The organism is Pedobacter aquae (genome assembly GCF_008195825.1).
GTDB classification, from domain to species: domain Bacteria; phylum Bacteroidota; class Bacteroidia; order Sphingobacteriales; family Sphingobacteriaceae; genus Pseudopedobacter; species Pseudopedobacter aquae.
In genome coordinates this window covers 1,792,104-1,810,693 of the sequence record NZ_CP043329.1, presented here as the reverse complement: position 1 = coordinate 1,810,693, position 18,590 = coordinate 1,792,104, and the positions used below count along the sequence as shown (strand labels likewise).

Genomic DNA, 18,590 nt, shown 5'->3' with positions numbered 1-18,590 from the left:
TCTAGTGAAACAGCGTTAAGAGGTGTTTATAGGCAATTAAGTTCATCCGGTTATTACGGCGAGACTTATGTTACTTTAGGTTTTTTCCCTAGTGCTGATATTAGAAATTTAACTACTGGTGGGGCAGCAAATTTGGTGAACATTAATTTCCGTACAGATGAAGTATTGTTTAATACAGCTTGGTCTGCTATTTACAATACCATCAACAGAGCTAATCATGTTATTACTAAAGTACCTTCAGTACAAGACCCTACGCTTACCACAAACCTAAAAAATCAGATTATAGGAGAAGCCAAGTTTATAAGAGCATTAGCCTATTTTGATTTGGCTAGAGCTTGGGGTGGTGTACAATTATTTTTAGAGCCTACGGTATCTTTACAAGAAAGGCCAAATATTAGAAGAAGTACTTTAGCCCAAACCTATGCGCAAGTACTAGCAGATTTACAAGATGCGGAAGCATTATTACCTGATGCGGTTAATAGAATAAGAGCCACAAAAAGAACAGTTTGGGCTTTAAGAGCGAGATTACACCTCTACAAAAAAGAATGGGCTTTAGCCGAGGAATATGCCACCAAGCTGATAGAAAAATCAGCAGATTATACCTTGGTTAAGCCTTATAGTGCTTGGTTTGCCAATAATGTTGTGGGTACCAGAGAGTCTATTTTTGAACTGCAATATAGCGCTATTAACCCTAATGCAACCAGAGCACAAATGCAACATCCTACCAGAGGTGGTACTTACAGGTATGCACCAAATGATAGATTTGTTTCACTTCTTAATAATCCAGCTATTAGCGGTGGAAGAAGTGCTTTAATCAGTAGTGTTGTACAAAATAATACCCGTATTTGGTTTGGTAATTTATATTATAGGTTACCAGCTACAGATCCTGCTTATATCTTTAGAATTTCAGAAATGTATTTAATAAGAGCAGAGGCAAGAGCTCAACAAAATAATTTAAGTATTACTAATGGTGCTTTAGCAGATTTAAATCTGGTAAGAGACAGGGCAGAACTTCCCGTTTCAATAGCGGTTACGCAGCAAGAAATATTACAAGCAATAGAAGAAGAGCGAAGGTATGAGTTTGCTTTTGAACCACACCGTTGGTTTGATTTAGCCAGAACAGGCAGGGCTAAAACAGTTTTAGAAGCTTTAGATAGCAATATTGAAGTGGAAGAGCATGAATATATTTTTCCTATTCCTGTGGCTCAGATTCAATTAGATAAAAATCTTGAACAAAACCCTGATTATTAATTATAAAACCTATGAGTTTTCTAAATATTTCAAATCATGATTCGTCCGACTGGAAAGGTTATGAAAAAATACTACTTAGATTTTTCTTTATTTACTTCTTTATCTTGGTTGTACCCATAGATTGGAAGTTTTATCAAGAACTTTTTAATATAAATTGGGCAACTTTTAACTTTTATAGTCTATTTAGTTTAACCAAATATGCTCCACAATTTTTTGGATTAGTAGGTTATCAGAATTGGCTTTTCGCTGGCTTCATAGCTACTCTAGCTACTATAATTTGGACTTTTAGCAATACTAATTGCAATTACGATAGTCTGTACTATTGGTTAAGGGTAATTTTGCGCTATCGTTTAGCTATTGGTATCATCGCTTATGGTTTTTTAAAGGTTTTTCCGCTACAAATGCCATTTCCTTCGCTAAGTAATATGCATACCAATTATGGTGATTTCTTAGCGTGGAAGATTTATTTTCATACGTTAGGTATCACTCAAGGCTATGAAATTTTTCTAGGTGCTATAGAAGTAGTAGCTGGTACACTCTTATTATTTAGAAGAACTACCACTTTTGGCGCAGGTATTATTGCCGGTTTTACAGGAAATGTTTTTGCAGCTAATATAGCTTACGATGCTAGCGAAGAGGTTTATAGTTTATATCTAGTTGTGATAGCATTATTTTTATTGATTTATGATGCTAAGCGACTTTACAGCTTATTGGTTTTAGAGCAATACACCATAGCTAGCAAGTTTGAGCCTATTTATACTACTCTTGGGCTTAAAAGATTAAGAACAACATTAAAAGGATCTGTATTTATATTTCTCATAGTCTTGGGAGTAAGCACTTATGCTAATTATATTAAAGAGCCATATAAATTGCCTAAAAAAACAGGTTTAGAAGGAACTTATGGCTTTTATAATGTAAGAGAGTTTAAGTACAATGGCGTAGTTATTCCTTACACTACCTCAGATACAAATAGATGGCAAAATGTTGTTTTTGAAAAATGGGCTACCATAAGTATTAAAATTGCTAAACCAGTAAAAATAGATACTTCTTTCGGGGATGTTTATCATACAAATGATATAGATAGAAATTTCGAATCGGCTGGTGTTGGAGGCAGACATTATTTTGCCTATCAGGCAGATACTGTTTCTAAAAAGCTCTCTCTACAAAATAAAAACAAAAACCATGCTTCAGAAAAATTCCAGTTAAGTTATCGCTTTTTAAATGATTCTACTTTGGTTTTAAGCGGTGTAAATGAGAAGAAAGATTCTGTTTATGCTGTTTTAGATAAAATAAACAAGAAGTATATGTTATTAGAAGGCAGAAGAAAATCTGTTAAACTATAACCCCAACATCAATCAAAATGAATACAACAGATATATTTTTAGAAAACAAAGAACCTGTTTGGTCAGCCTTTGAAAAATGGGCTTTTAGGGTGTCATTTATTTTTTTCTTCCTGCTCATAGTGCCTTTAGAGCTAGATTACTATAAAGGATGGTTCACTACGGATTGGGCCAATTTACATATTAGAGATATTGGGAGGTTGAGCGGTTCTTCCTTTAATCCCATTAAAATTAAACCTCTTTTTGACGGAGCGGCTGATAAAGGCTCTTTAAAAGATGCCAATACTTCTTTTTTAACGATAACTGCTAAAGAAGGAATTTATGGATTAGCAAGCTATATCAACTGGTTTTTAGCTTTAGGTATTGGGATAATTGGGGCCTTTATTTGGGGCTTCTTAGATCAAAAGCGTAAGCATTACAGAAATTTATACTATTTCTTATTGGTAGGTGTAAGTTATGCCATGCTGATTAAACTGCAAGGTTTAACTTTTTCCAAGGTCTTTCCTACACAAATGCCAGATTTAGCCTTAACGCAGTTGAATACACCTTTTGGCGATTTTACTGCTCAAAAGCTGTATTGGATACAATTTAGCTTTGTTCATGGTTACGAAGTTTTTGCGGGCTTAGCCGAGCTTCTGATTATGCTTTTTCTACTTTTTAAGCCTACCAGAGCAGTTGGGGCGGCTTTATCTTTAGCAATGATTGGTAATATAACTTTTGCTAATCATGCTTATGATGGTGGCATACACTTGGCTGCTGCTTTTTTTACTTTAGGTGGTGCATTTGTACTATGGCCTTATCTTAAAAATATCTGGACTTTACTTGTTCTCCAAAAAGATGTTAAGCCTAATTTATATTACCACGATTTTAAAACACCTCTACAAAAGTACTTTAGAATAACTTTTAAAAGCTTTGTATTCCTGTTCTTTTTTGTGTTGAGTGCTTATTTACATTGGCATAATTATAAATACGACTCTTATAAAGTACCATCAAGACCCGGTTTAGCGGACTCAAGAGGTTTGTATGATGTTACAGAGTTTAAAGTGAATAATAAAATTGTCCCATATTCTCCGGTTGATTCAGTAAGATGGCAAAATGTAACTTTTGAAAAATGGTCTACCATGTCTTATACTGTTTTTAATATCTTCTTAATTCATGGAGAAGCAGGCAGAGGAAAACAATTTAAAGATATTGATAGAACCTATGAATCTGCCGGGACAGGTGGCGGCAGAAGACATTTTATTATGAAGCTGATACCATTAAAAAGACGATTACTTTCCAAAGTAAGAATAAAGTTTATAAGGATGAAAATTTTACGCTTCATTACCAAAGACCATCAGCTAACAGAATCATATTATGGGGTAAAAACCAGTATAAAGACTCTATTTATGTTGTTTTAGATAAAAGAGACAAAGTTTATCCGCTATATGCTGGCAGAAAAGAAAATTTGGTTGTAACACCTTAATCTGTGAGATGAAATACGATGCTATTATAGTTGGTTCGGGACCCAATGGTTTAGCTGCAGCAATAACGCTGCAGCAAGCCGGGGTTTCTGTTTTGTTGTTAGAAGGTAAAGATACCATTGGCGGTGGCATGCGTACACAAGAATTAACTTTGCCAGGGTTTAAACATGATGTGTGTTCGGCTATTCATCCCATGGCAATGGGTTCACCTTTTTTTTCGAAATTACCTTTAGCAAAACACGGACTGGAGTTTATTCAAGCTCCGCTAGCAGCAGCCCATCCTTTTGATGATGGAAAGGCCGCTTTTTTATCAAAATCTATTGAGGAGACCGCATCTTATTTAGGTAAGGATAAAGAAACCTACTTAAAACTTATTCAGCCAGTTGTTAACCACTGGGATGAAATAGCAGAAGATACCATGGGGCCTTTAAGCTTTCCATCGCATCCTTTTTTGTTGGCTCAGTTTGGTTTAAATGCTATTAGGTCTGCCAATGCTATAGCGGCTAAATTTAAAACAAAAGAGGCTAAGGGTTTATGGGGCGGAATGTCTGCTCATGCCATACAACCTTTAAGTAACTGGGCTTCGGCAGCTATTGGTTTAATTTTATCTGCCGTAGGGCATAAACATGGTTGGCCTATTCCTAAAGGTGGCTCGCAAGCTATTGCAAATGCGTTAGCATCTTATTTTATTTCTTTAGGAGGTAAAATAGAAACAGGCATTATGGTTAAAAATATTAAAGAGTTGCCACCGCATCAGGTTGTATTGTTTGATGTAACGCCTAAGCAACTTTTAAGCATTGCAGGCGAAGAATTTTCTAGTCTTTACAAATGGCAATTAGAACGCTATCGACATGGTATGGGAGTTTTTAAAGTAGACTGGGCTTTAAGCGATCCTACACCATTTACTGCCGATGCTTGTAAAAAAGCAGCAACCGTACATTTAGGTAATACTTATCAAGAGATAGAAAGTTCAGAATTAAGCTCGTCTCAAGGTATCCACCCAGAAAAGCCGTTTGTTTTATTCTCTCAGCAAAGTTTATTTGATAAAAGTAGAGCACCAGAAGGGAAGCATACCGCATGGGCTTATTGCCACGTTCCGCATGGCTCTGTTATGGATATGACTGATGCTATAGAAAATCAGATAGAGCGTTTTGCACCTGGTTTTAAGGATACTATTTTAGCAAAACATCGTATGAATACTGTACAAATGGAAGCTTATAATCCTAATTATATTGGTGGTGATATTAATGGTGGAATCATTGATTTGGCTCAGTTGTATACGAGGCCAGCGGTAAAAATTTCGCCTTATCGTACATCATCTAAAAGAATTTATATATGTTCTTCATCAACACCGCCTGGCGGAGGTGTGCATGGTATGTGTGGTTATCATGCAGCAAAAACTGTGTTAAGTGATATTTATAAAATCAATTTATTATAAAATATGTCGACAATTAAAAAAGAATGGGTTCATGAAGATTGGGCTGTTGTTATTTTAGGAGCAAGCATCATTGTTATTTCGCTTCTTGGTTTTTTATTACCAGTTCCTAATTTCAATTGGGAATCTTTATCCGTATTAAATACAGATATCTTTAATATCAAAAATTTAGAAATACTACTTATGCAGTTTGTATTGGTAATAGCGGTTGCTATCCTAGGAGCTTTTCTTACCGGGAAATCTATTAAACATTTACTTATTGTTTTTCCTGTGGTGTATTTGTTAACAATTCTTGCTCTTTTATTGGCAGGAAATGATTTTGTAAAATCTATCAATTTAGAGGCTGTTATTTTTAGTTTATCTATTGGATTGCTTATCGGTAATTTTTTTAAAATACCGGCTTGGTTTAGGGCAGCCTTATCTACCGAGCTTTATGTGAAAATTGGCTTAGTTTTATTAGGTACCAGCGTTATTTTTTCTGATATCCTAAAAGCTGGTTCTTTAGGATTAGTACAAGCTTTATTGGTGGTATTATCGGTTTGGTATTTTGCTTTCTGGCTGTGTAAAAAGCTTAAAATAGATCAGGAATTAACCATGATGATTTCTAGTGCGGTATCCATTTGCGGGGTTTCAGCAGCTATTGCAACATCTGGCGCTATTCAGGGTAATTCTAAGAAATTGTCTTATGTAATTTCTATGGTATTAATCACAGCTATCCCGATGATGATTTTCATGCCTTACTTAGCTCAATATTTCGGTTTATCTCAAGAAGTAACAGGGGCTTGGCTTGGTGGAAGTATTGATACCACAGGGGCGGTTGTTGCATCGGGTTCTTTGGTGGGCGAGGAAGCCTTAAAAATAAGTACCATAGTGAAGTTCTCTCAGAATGTACTGCTAGGTTTAGCCGCTTTTGCCATCAGTATTTATTGGTCTTTTACACAAACCAAAAATAATGAAGCAGGAAGACCAGAAAAGCCAACCTTAAAAATTATTTGGGATAGGTTTCCTAAGTTTGTTATTGGTTTTATAGCTGCATCTTTAATTTTCTCCTTTTTAGTACCTACAGAAACGGTGTCTACCGTGAAAGGGAGTTTAAAAAATCTTCAGGGATTATGGTTTGCCTTAGCTTTTACCAGTATTGGCTTAGAAACAAATTTTAAAGATTTATTTGCCGAAAATAGTAAACAACCATTTTATGCTTTTTTAATAGCACAAGTATTTAATGTAGTGGTAACGCTAGTGATTGCTTACTTTTTGTTTGGATAAATTTAATAAAGCCGGGTGGCCGAGTGGTGAGGTAGAGGTCTGCAAAACCTTGTACAGCGGTTCGAATCCGCTCCCGGCGTCTATCAAAGTAAGTTTTTAAGGATAAGACCAATAAGTGCCGCTATTAAAATGATATGGGGTTCCTTTAGTTTTTTGAAATACATTAATCCTAAAACGGATGCTAAGGCTATTATCACAGTAGTTAAATCTATTATAGAGCGACTAGCAATTACAATAACCGAACCTACCAAGGCACCAATAACTGTTGCAGTAATGCCATCAACAAAAAGTTTAATTTGCTGATTTTGAGAAATCTTTTTGAAAGAGGGTGCTAGTAAGATGGTGAACAAATAGCAAGGTAAAAAGGTTGCTCCCGCAGCAATTGAAGCTCCCGAGAAACCAGCAACCAAATAACCTATAAAACCTACGGTAATAACTACTGGTCCTGGGGTAATCATAGCAACGGCAACGGCATCAACAAATTCATTTTCTGTTAACCATTTATACTCTTGCACTACACCGGCATGTAAAAAAGGTACAATGGCTAAACCACTACCAAAAACAAAAGCTCCGGCTTTTAAGAAAAATAAGGCCATTTTAGGTAAAGTGCCTTTTGCATAGGTAATTATAGGTAAAAAGTAAAACGCAATAACGGGTAAATTTGCTGTGTTTTGTAGCTTTTTGGGCTTAGCTTTTACCAACATATAAATCAACCCTGTTAATATGAATAATAGAATTTCTTCTCGCTGTAAGACAATTGTACTAACAGCGCCAACTAAGTAAAACACCCATAAAAGCCAGTTATCCTGTAAACCTTTAAGGTTGATTTTGCTAATAGATTTGATGGTTAATTTATAAGCACTTAATGCAATAATACCTATAACAGCAGCGCTAACGCCATAAAAAACAGCTTGCATCCAAGCTAAACCACTGTAAAGCTTATAGGCAACACCTAAAGTGAGTACCATTAAAAAGGAGGGTAGTACAAAGGCCAAACCTACTAATGTTGCACCTAATATTCTGTAATGTACAAAGCCTAAATAAATACCTAGCTGTGCTGCTAGTGGTCCTGGGGCTAACTGTGCTAAGGCCAAGCCTTCTTTATATTCTTCCTGAGAAATCCATTTTTTGTCTTCCACTAAATCTCTTTGCATGTATTCTACCAAAGCTACAGGTCCGCCAAAGCCCCAAGTGCCAAGTTTGAGGAAATAAATAACAATATCTTTAAGTGTGTATTTTTTTTGCATTCTATGTATTTAAAAACCAATTCCAAATTGAAAAGCTACAGTAGCAGAAGCCGGATTATTGTTACCAAATCTTACAGGTAATGGCATGGCTATAAAATAATTGCTGTGTTTATTTTTCTTAATTACTTTATTAAGGATGGGTGTAAAACCGTACCTACCAGAAGTTTCAAAAGCTATCCGGTTAACCAAAGTAAAGCCATGTTTAAGTTTTAGCAATATACCAGGGTGAATGAGGATATTGTTAGCTCTACTTAGGCCGTTTTCTGTTCTAATAAACGGAACGATTTCAAAAGAAAAGCCTATTTTTTCTGTTTTCCAGATATTAATACCCGTTGGCATCCCAACTACATAATAATCAGTAAAATTGGTATGTAAACCATCATTATTTAAAGTAGCTATTGGGTGTAGAATGCCTACATAACCTGTGATTTTAGGAAATGTAGTTGGGTTTTCTTGCGCATAGCCATCCAAAATAAAGCAAATGCTAATTAATATCAGGCTTAAAGCCGATTTTAAATAAATACAGTATTTCATAATTTCTTTTTTGTACAAGAATAAAGGCTGATGCACAAACTATTTAGAAGAGATTTTACCTTTTGGATGTATTTTACTTTTTAAAGCTTTTTTATATTGAGCAGGGCTAACATCATAAATTTTTTTGAAGATTCTGGTGAAATGACTTTGATCTGAAAATCCCGTAAGAAAAGCTATTTCTGATAATTTATAATCAGTGCTTTCTATTAAAGATATAGCTTTTTCTATGCGTAGTTTTCTAATATAATCTCCAAAAGAAAGATTATCAAAATGTTTAGCAAACTCTCGGGATATATAAGCTGGGTTAACGTTTAACTCTTCGGAAACATCTTTTAAACTAACATTTATATTAATGTCTATTTGGTCTTGTATAATTTCCTTGAGTTCTTTTGCCCAGGATGGCGTTTTTTTACCCTGCTCTTTTTGATGTTTCAGATATTTATGATAAACATCAAGAAACAAACTATCGGTAGTGTTTTGGGTATGTTTAACATGCTTTAAATGTTTTGCCCAACTGTATAAAGCATCGTAAATAGTAAGTCCTATCTCTAAAAGTTCATCATCATCTTTATAATTATAAGCCAAACCAGCGGAGATTGCCCATAAACCAGATGCTTGTGGGGCTAAATGATGGGCATCTGTATCGGCACCTCTAACAATTAAAGATAGGGTAGTAAGCGCCTCGTCTTCTAGCTTGTATTTCTCAATAAAATAATCGAAAGTACATTTATCTTGATAATGGGTAAACTCTACATGAGGGACATCAAACGGAATTGCGCCCAACTCTCGAGCTTTTCTTATAACATCTTGCTCTGCTACATAAATTATTTCTGCATCAGCATCAATAAATCTTTTAATAAGCCAAGGGCAAGCTATTCTATCAATTTTAGGCCTTTTTCTGGTAATCCATTTCATATGTTTTGCTTAGAAATCACTAAAGTAAAAATAAAATCTACAAAATCTATTGATTTTATTTGTATAGTTTAAAAGTTTGTTTTAATATTGTCGACTAAATCAGTAGGATTTATTGTTTATGTAAATTATGTCGACTATGATGATGTTGAAAATGTGTTGTTGTTAGAAGAGCTAACCTCCGCAAAAAGAAGAATGAAATATGAATAAGAATTAAAAAGAAATCATGAATAAACTATATACCACTATCTTACTTATACTGCTACTTATTGGCAGTACCAAAACAACTTCAGCTCAAGGAAATAACTTTATTGTTATATCCGGTACTGTACTTGGGCAAGATGATAAATTACCTCTTCCGGGCGTAACTGTAACTATAAAAAATACTGTTTCTGGAACATCCACAAATTCTGCCGGCCTGTTTGAGCTAAGAACCAGAGCCAAATTTCCTTTTACTTTAGTTATTTCTAGTGTTGGATTTCAAACTCAGGAATTTCTTATAGAAAATGCAGATTCTAAGCTTAATATAGAGCTTGTTACGCAAACTCAACTAGGTAGAGAGGTTGTGGTAACTGCATCTAGGGTAGAAGAGAGTATTTTGAAATCTCCGGTAGCTATTGAGAAATTAGATATCAGAGCTATAAGAGAATCTCCGGCTCCAAGTTTTTACGATGCTTTAGAAAATGTTAAAGGTGTACAAATGACCACCTCAAGCATCACTTTTAAAGTTCCAAACACCAGGGGATTTAATATTCCTAATAACTTTCGTTTTGTACAATTGGTAGATGGTGTGGATATGCAAGCGGGTACTTTAGGCGTACCGCTGGGTAATGCTATCGGGCCAACCGAATTAGATATTGCCAGTGTTGAGATTACTCCGGGTGCGGCTTCTGCCCTTTATGGGATGAATGCTATCAATGGTATGGCCAACTTAATAACTAAAAGTCCTTTTCTATATCAAGGGTTAAGTGTTTACCAAAAAAGTGGTTTAAATCATTTGGGAGGCACAGGAAGAGAGCTTAGCAATTTATCTGAAACGGCTATCCGTTATGCTAAAGCTTTTAATAACAAATTTGCCTTCAAGGTTAATTTAAGCTACATGAGAGGTACAGATTGGGTTTCTGATACGCGTACAAATCAAAATCCTAACAATTTAAATACCGCAAATCCTTCTTTTCCAGAGCTTAACGCTGATGCGGATAACCCAGCTTATGATGCTTGGAATAAATATGGAGATGATAATGGTAGCAATGCTGTAACGCTTACTGGTTTAAGCATCCCAGGTAGAACAGGAAACCAAAGTATCATCGTAAGAAGAACAGGATATTTTGAAAAAGATGTGGTACAACCTACAGTAGATAACTTAAAATTTGATGCTGCTTTACATTACAGATTTGGTGATCATGCCGAGCTTTCTTATGGCTACCGTTTTGGTAAACTAGATGGTTTATTTCAACGTGGTAACAAAATACAAATGGATAATGTAAATGTACAAAACCACAAGCTAGAGCTTAAAGGGGCTAACTATTTTATCAAATCTTACTTATCTGTAGAAAACACAGGCGATTCTTACAATATCAAACCTTTGGTTGATAATTTAGATATCACCAGTGGAGGAACTAATGCTGTATGGGGCGCAAAATATAGAACAGCTCTACAAAATGCGCTAAACAACGGTACACCATTAGCCGAAGCATTACGTGTAGGTAGGGCAGCAGCAGATGCTAGTAGAGTAGAGCCAGGTACAGCAGCTTTTAATGCGTTAAAAAGCCAAATTATCAAAATCAATAATTGGGATCATGGCGCTGTTATCCCGGGTGCGCCAGCAACCGGAGGAGCATTTTTAACGCAGAGGAGTCGTACTTACCATACCGATGCGCAGTGGGATTTATCAGAAAAAGTTAAAATATTTGATTTATTGATAGGTGCTGATGCTCGTGTTTATGAGGTTATCCCTGATGGTAATAACTTCGTAGACTTCTCTAGACCTATAGCAGATAGAACTACTCCTTTAGCCGATGGGAGCTTCGGAAATAATGTTTATTACAAGAAATTTGGTTCATTTGCGCAAGTAACAAAAACCTTTTTGGTGATAAATTAAAGTTATTTGGTTCGGTAAGATTAGATTATAACCCAGAATTTGATCCTAAATTAAACCCTCGTATAGCGGCTGTTTATACCTTAGCGCAAAAGCATAATTTCAGAGCATCTTTCCAAAATGGGTACCGTTTCCCTGCCTTGTTTGAAGCTATTTCTTATGTGAATAATGGAAATATCAGAAGGGTAGGCGGTTTATCTTACATCAATAATGGTTTAAATTATTTAGATAATTCTTACACTTTAGCATCTATAAATGCATTTAATGCTGCGGTAAACAGAAGCGTAGCAGGTGGGGCTACTACAAATGCAGCGGCACTTCAAAACAGAGACCTTTTAGAGGTTACCAATTTAGGAGAAACTCGTCCAGAGCGTATTAACTCTTTTGAGATAGGTTATAAAAGCGTTTTATTAGAAAATAAATTAGTTGTGGATATTGATGCTTATATGAATGAATATGATGGTTTCTTAGGCCAGGTTGAGGTTGCTGTACCTTACAGAGCAGGTACCAATTTAACACAACAAGTAACGGTTGGTACAGATGAAGCTGTTTTAGCCTCTGTGCAAACTAATCGTAACAATCAGCAGATACGTTATAGAGTTTATACAAATGCAAAAAATAGATATACCAATTATGGTTCTGCTTTGGGTTTAACTTATAACTTCTATCAGAAATTTACCATTGCCGGGAATATCAACTATAACGATATCACAGAAAATAAAAACAGAGATATTTTTGTAACTGGTTTTAATACGCCTAATTGGGCAACAAATTTATCTTTTGGCAACAGAGAAATTGTTAAAAACCTAGGCTTTAATGTGGGTTGGAGATGGCAAGAATCTTTCTTGTGGGAAAGTCCGCTTGTAAATGGTACTGTGCCAGCATTTCACTCTTTTGATGCGCAGGTTACTTATAAAGTTCCTCAGGCAAAAGCTAATATAAAATTAGGAGGTACTAATATCTTAAATAGAAATTATGTGCAATATGCAGGCGGACCAACCCTAGGTGGTTTGTATTATTTAGCACTTACATTTGATGGACTTTTAAACTAAAATTTAATTAACACGCTGGTTAATCTGGTTCCTGTTTTTGAATAAAGACAGGGCCAGATTTTTTCCATTTATACAATTCAGAATGACAGAGCAAAAAACAACGCAGACAAAAACAAATTTACCTAAAACAGAAGAAAGAAAATGGAAGAACATTGCTACACTCAGTTTAGCCCTATTAGCTTTAGTGATAATAGGTGTAAGTGTGGTAGAGTATTTTACTTTTAATGAGGTTAAAGACTATATAATTAAGCAGGTAGATAAGCAATTTTTGTTTATGGTGGCTGTTGGATTTTTTGCCCAGATGGTAGATGGTGCATTGGGTATGGGCTATGGTGTAATTTCTACTACTTTATTGCTATCTGGCGGATTAAATCCGGCTGTTATTTCTGGAAGTATACATACGGCAGAGATGTTTTCAAGCGGTGCATCAGGCTTTAGCCATTACAGGTTTGGTAATGTGAATATGAAGCTGTTTAAAACACTTTTAATTCCGGGTGTTATTGGTGCTATAGTAGGTGCTTTATTATTAACAACTCTGGGCGAAGAGAATTCTAAATGGGTGCGTCCGGTACTTTCTGTTTACACCTTTATTTTAGGAGTTAGAATTTTAACTAATGCCTTCAAAACAGATATCAAACCCAAAAAAGTAAAGAGAGCAGGTTGGTTAGCGGGTGCAGGTGGCTTTTTGGATTCTTTTGGTGGCGGTGGCTGGGGCCCTTTAGTTACCAGTACCTTAATATCTAAAGGTAGAAGTCCAAAATATGTTATTGGTTCTGTTAGTTTAACCGAGTTTTTTGTTACTATGGCCAGTGCGTTAACCTTCTTTATCATGTTGGGTACAAGCCATATAGAAACCATTATAGGTTTAATTTTAGGAGGGCTTTTAGCTGCACCTATAGCAGCCAGATTGGTAGGAAAACTCCCTGTAAAGAAAATGTTTATTGGAGTAGGTTTAATTGTCCTAATTTCTAGTATCCGGATTATATGGAACTCTATAGATAAATTGTTGTAATAAGCAGGTTAATCATAAAAAAAAAGCCCGAAATTTCATCAACTTCGGGCTTTTTTTAATTTAGTTTTTAAACTGTATTTTGTAAGTGGTTACCTGCGAATTTGGAAGTTTTGTTGGTTTCTGGATAACCAACTTGCCATTTTCTTGTTTCCAATTTAGTTTTTCTTTGCTTCCCAATAACTCTATAGAAGCAATAGTTTTATTATTGTATTTTGTGTTTTTACCTAATGCTTGTATGCTAATCTCATTTTGAGGATTTTTCATACAGAAAGCATATAATGTTTCGCCTTTTGTTGTGAAACGGATATCAGTTGATTCAAAAGAACGCTCATCGCTAACACCACCAAATTTACCTTCTGGCTTGTTAGAGCTGGTTGATGGTCCTTCGCCATAAATTTTCCAAGGTCTAGAGCCATAAATAGCTTCTCCGTTTACTGGCGTCCAAGCGGCAATTTCTTCTAAGATGTTTAAAACATCAGGTTCTAAATCTCCTTCAGGGGTTTGTACTACGTTAATTAATAAGTTTCCGTTCTTACTTACTATATCAACCAACATTTGCAAAATTTCTGTTCCACTACGGTATTTTTGGCCGGTACGGTAAAACCAATCTCCAATAGAAGTATCTGTTTGCCAAGGAAACGGACTGATAGAGTCCATTACGCCACGTTCTATGTCTTGTACCCAACGTCCTTCAGATGGTCTTCTTTTGCTATTGTAAACGGCTTCTAATTTCCCGTTGTTTTTTGCAATATCCTGATTATAAAAATGAGCTAGCATTTTATGGCCAGTTTCACCAAAAGGTAATTCACTATCAGAATATAATAAATCTGGTTGGTAAAGGTCTATCAATTCTTTAACGCTTTTTAACCAATGAGCATGGTTTTTAGGGTCTGTAGTTAACCATGCCTTTTCATCAGATTTAGCATAATATAAATCTTCATACTGAGGGTCGTTTCCATCATAAGGGACACCAGCTAAAGGCCCAGTTTTATCAGCACCCTTATTAGTTTGAAACCAGTTATAACTAGCTCCTAAATGTTCAGAAACGCCAAACCTTAAGCCTTCTTTTTTAGCCGCTTGTTGCCATAGTGCAACAACATCTTTTTTAGGACCTATGTTCACCGAGTTCCATTTGTGGATTTTAGAATTCCATAAAAAGAAATTATCATGATGCACAGCCATACTCACAAAATATTTAGCTCCAACTCTTTTAAATAGAGCCATTAATTGCTCTGGATTCCATCTTTCTGCTTTCCAAAGAGGTAATAAATCTTTATAGCCAAATTTTGACGGATGACCATAAGTTTTTACATGATAGAGGTAAGCAGGATGAGGTTTGCCGGTATATTCATTCTTTTTTCTATCATAATAATCGCTTTGGTACATGTCTCTGGCATACCAGTCGCCTTGTCTGGGTACAGCTTGTGGCCCCCAATGAGACCATATACCAAACTTAGCATCTCTAAACCATGCTGGGTATTCGTATTGTTTAAACGATTCAAGATTGGCTTCAAATTTTTGAGCTTTAAGCGTACTAGAAAAAGACACAAGAAAAAATAGCGAAGCTAGTATTCCTGTAATTCTACAGTTTAATCTGGTCATAATAGATTCTAAATTATCTTTTAAAATTGGTTTTTAGGAATTTTAAATGTAGCTATTTTTTTTAAAATCTAAGAAAAAATAAATTTTGTAAAGTATTGTAAATGAATGTCTAACAAAAATGGAAATCGATTTTTATTTTCTTAACACTGAATTAGATAAACAAAAGGCTTATTCAGGAAAAAAAAAGAAGAAAATGAATTTTATCTCAGAAAGTAACCTGTTTTATCAAAGTCTTTTACCAGTTCATCAACAGATTTTTTACTAAACTCTGTAAGTAATTGTGTTCTTATGGGTTTAATTTGTTCATGCATTGGGCAGGGTTTGGTATCAGAGCAAGTTTTTAAACCCATTACACAAGAGCTAAACAGGCCAGAACCATCAATTGCTTTTATAATATCTACTAAATAAATATCTTTTGGGTTTTCTATGAAAAAGCCTCCGTGTGGTCCTTTAATAGAAGAGATTACTTTTTTACGAGCTAAAGCTTGTAAAATTTTTCCAGTAAAATGTGTAGGCGAGCCAATAGCTTCAGAAATAGCAATTATCCCGGTTTTTTCACCTTGTTGTGTTTTTAAAGCGATATAAATAGCTGCCCTAACAGCATATTCGCAAGATTTTGAAAGTATCATTCTGAATAAAAATCATGGCTAAGTTAAACATGTTATGATAAAGCAAAAATTATAATTACGTCTCTTTTTCTTTATAAATCTAAGAATGTGATGTAAATCATTTATCAGAAAATAATAAAAGATAATTTTGTCTTTAATTATAATGGTAATAGAATTTGCATCAATTAAAAACAGCGGAGCAGATTTAACAAGAATATTATTAACTCATAAAACAGGTAAAATGAAAAATTTAACAAAAGTATCAATTGCATTATGGATGGTAATAGTAACCTTCATTTACGCATGTGGTGGTAGCGATAAGCCTACATCAACACAAGAGCAAACAGAAGCGCCAGCAGAGCAAGCAACCGTTACAGATACCAAAGCCAAAAGTAACAGCAAGGGAGTAGGGCGTTTTACATCAGTAGAGATTGGGCCTATAGATCATGATTTGGCAGCCAAAGGAGAAGCTGTTTTTACTTCTAAATGTGCTGCTTGCCACAAAACCACAGCAGATAAGGTAGTTGGGCCAGGTCTTAAAAATATCACCAATATCAGAGAACCAGAATGGATCATGAATATGATTACCAATCCAGAAGAAATGACCAAAAAGGACCCTGTTGCTAAAGCCTTATTTGAAGAACATTTAGTTCAAATGACTTTTCAGAATGTATCTGATGATGAAGCCAGACAGATTCTGGAATTTCTTCGCAAAAACGACTCACAATAAAATTTAAAATATAAAGACATGAAAATGAAATTTAATTGTTTATGGGTTGCAGCAGGTATTACTGTTGTAACAGCTATGGGTTTTTCTGGTTGTAAACCAGGGAAAGTAAGCCAAGAGGCAGATGGAGATGCCGCCGAAAAGGTTTATGTAGCGCCAGGGAAGTATGATGAACTTTATATGTTTGCTTCCGGAGGTTTTAGCGGGCAAATTGCTGCTTACGGTTTACCTTCTGGCCGATTGTTAAAAGTGATTCCGGTATTTTCTCAAAATCCAGAAAATGGTTATGGCTATTCAGAAGAAACCAAACCCATGCTCAATACATCGCATGGTTTTGTCCCTTGGGATGATACCCACCATCCACAATTATCAAAAACTAATGGACAGGATGATGGTCGCTGGTTATTCATTAATGGTAATAATACACCAAGAATTGCCAGAATTAACCTTGCTACTTTTAAAACAGAAGAGATTATTGAACTTCCTAATGTTGGCGGAAATCACGCATCGCCGTTTTGCACAGAAAATACCGAGTATATTGTAGGTAACACCCGTTTTAGTGTTCCTTTAGATGCCAATAGTGATGTATCTATAGATTCTTACAAACAAAACTTTAAAGGTGCTGCATCTTTTATAAAAGTAGATAAAGATAAAGGTACCATGAATTTAGCTTTTCAATTGGTAATTCCTGGTTTCAATTATGATTTAGCCAGAGCCGGAAAAGGCGTTTCTAAAGATTGGATTTTCTTTTCTACTTACAATACAGAGCAAGCCAATACCATGTTAGAAGTAAATGCCAGTCAGCGTGATAAAGATTTTGTGATGGCTGTAAATTGGAGAAAAGCAGAGCAGCTTATAGCACAAGGGAAAGGTAAAAAAGTACCTGCCAGATACGCACATAACGTATGGAATGAAGAAACACACTCTGCAACATCAACCATCAAAAAAGATGTATTAATGTTAGATGTTAAAGATTATCCGGGTATTGTTTACTATATCCCTTGTCCAAAATCTCCGCATGGTGCAGATGTAGACCCAAGTGGTGAATATATTGTGGCCAGTGGTAAACTAGCAGCTGTTATTCCGGTATTTTCTTTCAAAAAAATGTTAAAAGCTATAGAAAGCAAACAGTTTGAAGACCAAGGTTTAGAAACAGGCATACCAGTTCTTAAATATGCCGCCGTTTTAGAAGGCGAAGTAGAAAAACCAGGTTTAGGCCCATTACATACCGAGTTTGATAGCGAAGGTTATGCTTATACTTCTATGTTTGTTTCTTCAGAAATTGTGAAATGGAAATTATCTACCAGAGAGATTATAGACAGAATTCCTACTTATTATTCTATTGGTCACTTATCTGTTCCGGGTGGTGATAATAAAAAACCTTACGGAAAATATGTAGTAGCGCTTAACAAAATTACCAAAGACAGGTATTTATCAACCGGGCCAGAGCTTACACAATCAGCTCAATTGATAGATATTACTGGTAATAAAATGAAGCTATTGTTAGATTTTCCTACCATTGGCGAGCCGCATTATGCTCAATCTATCCCTGCAGCGCTTGTAACCAAAAATCAAGTTAAGTTTTTCAAATTAGAAGATAACCACCATCCTTACGTTGCTAAATCAGAAAAAGACGCAAGAGTGGTAAGAAAAGGAAACCGTGTTGATGTTTACATGACAGCCATTCGCTCTCACTTAGCGCCAGACAATATTGAAGGCATTAAACTAGGCGATGAAGTTTATTTCCATTTAACAAATTTAGAGCAAGATTGGGATGTGCCGCATGGTTTTGCCGTAAAAGGTGCCAATACAGCCGAGCTTTTAGTGATGCCAGGTGAAACAGCAACATTAAAATGGGTGCCAGACCGCGTAGCGATGTTCCCTTTCTATTGTACAGATTTTTGCTCTGCCTTACACCAAGAAATGTCTGGCTATATCAGGGTATCTCCAAAAAGCTCTACACTTCCTATTTCCTATAAAATAGGGGAGAATCCAATAGCCAAAAAATAACCAACAAGTCGGGGGAGAAATTCCCCCGGTTTT

15 protein-coding genes and 1 tRNA gene are annotated in these 18,590 nt (G+C 35.5%); 11 read left to right on the top strand and 5 right to left on the bottom strand.

The genetic code is table 11. The annotated features are described in order from the left end of the window. Positions 1-135: 135 nt before the first annotated feature. From FYC62_RS07885 to FYC62_RS07860, 6 genes are all read left to right on the top strand, one after another. On the top strand, positions 136-1,251 hold the full coding sequence (locus FYC62_RS07885) for a RagB/SusD family nutrient uptake outer membrane protein (protein WP_205943822.1): 1,116 nt from the start codon (positions 136-138) through the stop codon (positions 1,249-1,251). Positions 1,252-1,262: 11 nt separating this feature from the next. After that, positions 1,263-2,594: a DoxX family protein gene (locus FYC62_RS07880; RefSeq protein ID WP_149074555.1), complete on the top strand. Its 1,332-nt coding sequence runs from the start codon at positions 1,263-1,265 to the stop codon at positions 2,592-2,594. Positions 2,595-2,611: 17 nt separating this feature from the next. Next, positions 2,612-3,991: a hypothetical protein gene (locus tag FYC62_RS07875; protein WP_205943821.1), complete on the top strand. Its 1,380-nt coding sequence runs from the start codon at positions 2,612-2,614 to the stop codon at positions 3,989-3,991. Positions 3,992-4,064: 73 nt separating this feature from the next. Beyond that, positions 4,065-5,492: a phytoene desaturase family protein gene (locus FYC62_RS07870; RefSeq protein WP_039447327.1), complete on the top strand. Its 1,428-nt coding sequence runs from the start codon at positions 4,065-4,067 to the stop codon at positions 5,490-5,492. Positions 5,493-5,495: 3 nt separating this feature from the next. Continuing rightward, a complete protein-coding gene (locus FYC62_RS07865; protein ID WP_039447325.1) occupies positions 5,496-6,755 on the top strand; it encodes a YeiH family protein in 1,260 nt (419 codons plus the stop codon). 9 nt (positions 6,756-6,764) lie between these two features. Further along, positions 6,765-6,835 (top strand) — tRNA-Cys (locus FYC62_RS07860). Between the two features lie 3 nt (positions 6,836-6,838). On the opposite strand, the gene FYC62_RS07855 is transcribed toward FYC62_RS07860, so the two are convergent. Genes FYC62_RS07855 through FYC62_RS07845 form a run of 3 tightly spaced genes read right to left on the bottom strand, consistent with a single transcriptional unit; the run spans position 6,839 to position 9,451 of the window. Next, positions 6,839-8,002: a chromate transporter gene (locus FYC62_RS07855; RefSeq protein ID WP_039447322.1), complete on the bottom strand. Its 1,164-nt coding sequence runs from the start codon at positions 8,000-8,002 to the stop codon at positions 6,839-6,841. Positions 8,003-8,011: 9 nt separating this feature from the next. Beyond that, a complete protein-coding gene (locus FYC62_RS07850) occupies positions 8,012-8,536 on the bottom strand; it encodes a hypothetical protein (RefSeq protein WP_039447319.1) in 525 nt (174 codons plus the stop codon). A 39-nt stretch (positions 8,537-8,575) separates the two neighbouring features. Beyond that, complete coding sequence (locus FYC62_RS07845) at positions 8,576-9,451, bottom strand: chromate resistance protein ChrB domain-containing protein (protein WP_039447316.1); 876 nt, start codon at positions 9,449-9,451, stop codon at positions 8,576-8,578. 223 nt (positions 9,452-9,674) lie between these two features. Here FYC62_RS07845 and FYC62_RS17535 point away from each other — a divergent pair, with 223 nt between their 5' ends. From FYC62_RS17535 to FYC62_RS07835, 3 genes are all read left to right on the top strand, one after another. Next, positions 9,675-11,549 (top strand): carboxypeptidase-like regulatory domain-containing protein, encoded by a 1,875-nt coding sequence (locus FYC62_RS17535; protein ID WP_240534861.1) that lies wholly within the window; start codon positions 9,675-9,677, stop codon positions 11,547-11,549. After that, positions 11,501-12,598, top strand: coding sequence for a TonB-dependent receptor (locus tag FYC62_RS17530; RefSeq protein WP_317131540.1), 1,098 nt, complete (start codon positions 11,501-11,503; stop codon positions 12,596-12,598). The genes FYC62_RS17535 and FYC62_RS17530 overlap by 49 nt, the downstream gene beginning before the upstream one ends. 82 nt (positions 12,599-12,680) lie before the next feature. Further along, positions 12,681-13,610, top strand: coding sequence for a sulfite exporter TauE/SafE family protein (locus FYC62_RS07835; protein ID WP_149074553.1), 930 nt, complete (start codon positions 12,681-12,683; stop codon positions 13,608-13,610). Between the two features lie 60 nt (positions 13,611-13,670). On the opposite strand, the gene FYC62_RS07830 is transcribed toward FYC62_RS07835, so the two are convergent. Continuing rightward, positions 13,671-15,212 carry an alpha-L-fucosidase gene (locus FYC62_RS07830; RefSeq protein ID WP_149074552.1) on the bottom strand — a complete coding sequence of 514 codons (1,542 nt, stop codon included), beginning with the start codon at positions 15,210-15,212 and terminating at the stop codon, positions 13,671-13,673. Between the two features lie 200 nt (positions 15,213-15,412). Beyond that, positions 15,413-15,841 carry an RrF2 family transcriptional regulator gene (locus tag FYC62_RS07825; RefSeq protein ID WP_052176702.1) on the bottom strand — a complete coding sequence of 143 codons (429 nt, stop codon included), beginning with the start codon at positions 15,839-15,841 and terminating at the stop codon, positions 15,413-15,415. 127 nt (positions 15,842-15,968) lie between these two features. Here FYC62_RS07825 and FYC62_RS07820 point away from each other — a divergent pair, with 127 nt between their 5' ends. Together FYC62_RS07820 and nosZ are read left to right on the top strand one after the other, a co-directional pair. Continuing rightward, positions 15,969-16,550, top strand: a complete 582-nt coding sequence (locus FYC62_RS07820) for a c-type cytochrome (protein ID WP_240534860.1) — start codon at positions 15,969-15,971, stop codon at positions 16,548-16,550. Positions 16,551-16,568: 18 nt separating this feature from the next. Next, complete coding sequence (gene nosZ / locus FYC62_RS07815; RefSeq protein WP_039447307.1) at positions 16,569-18,557, top strand: Sec-dependent nitrous-oxide reductase; 1,989 nt, start codon at positions 16,569-16,571, stop codon at positions 18,555-18,557. The last annotated feature ends 33 nt before the right edge of the window (positions 18,558-18,590 follow it).

Excerpts from the sequence above, each read along its gene's own strand:
- FYC62_RS07880 (WP_149074555.1), top strand. The coding sequence starts at position 1,263 with ATGAGTTTTCTAAATATTTCAAATCATGATTCGTCCGACTGGAAAGGT.
- FYC62_RS07875 (WP_205943821.1), top strand. The coding sequence starts at position 2,612 with ATGAATACAACAGATATATTTTTAGAAAACAAAGAACCTGTTTGGTCA.
- FYC62_RS07870 (WP_039447327.1), top strand. The coding sequence starts at position 4,065 with ATGAAATACGATGCTATTATAGTTGGTTCGGGACCCAATGGTTTAGCT.
- FYC62_RS07865 (WP_039447325.1), top strand. The coding sequence starts at position 5,496 with ATGTCGACAATTAAAAAAGAATGGGTTCATGAAGATTGGGCTGTTGTT.
- FYC62_RS07855 (WP_039447322.1), bottom strand. The coding sequence starts at position 8,002 with ATGCAAAAAAAATACACACTTAAAGATATTGTTATTTATTTCCTCAAA.
- FYC62_RS07850 (WP_039447319.1), bottom strand. The coding sequence starts at position 8,536 with ATGAAATACTGTATTTATTTAAAATCGGCTTTAAGCCTGATATTAATT.
- FYC62_RS07845 (WP_039447316.1), bottom strand. The coding sequence starts at position 9,451 with ATGAAATGGATTACCAGAAAAAGGCCTAAAATTGATAGAATAGCTTGC.
- FYC62_RS17535 (WP_240534861.1), top strand. The coding sequence starts at position 9,675 with ATGAATAAACTATATACCACTATCTTACTTATACTGCTACTTATTGGC.
- FYC62_RS07835 (WP_149074553.1), top strand. The coding sequence starts at position 12,681 with ATGACAGAGCAAAAAACAACGCAGACAAAAACAAATTTACCTAAAACA.
- FYC62_RS07830 (WP_149074552.1), bottom strand. The coding sequence starts at position 15,212 with ATGACCAGATTAAACTGTAGAATTACAGGAATACTAGCTTCGCTATTT.
- FYC62_RS07825 (WP_052176702.1), bottom strand. The coding sequence starts at position 15,841 with ATGATACTTTCAAAATCTTGCGAATATGCTGTTAGGGCAGCTATTTAT.
- nosZ (WP_039447307.1), top strand. The coding sequence starts at position 16,569 with ATGAAAATGAAATTTAATTGTTTATGGGTTGCAGCAGGTATTACTGTT.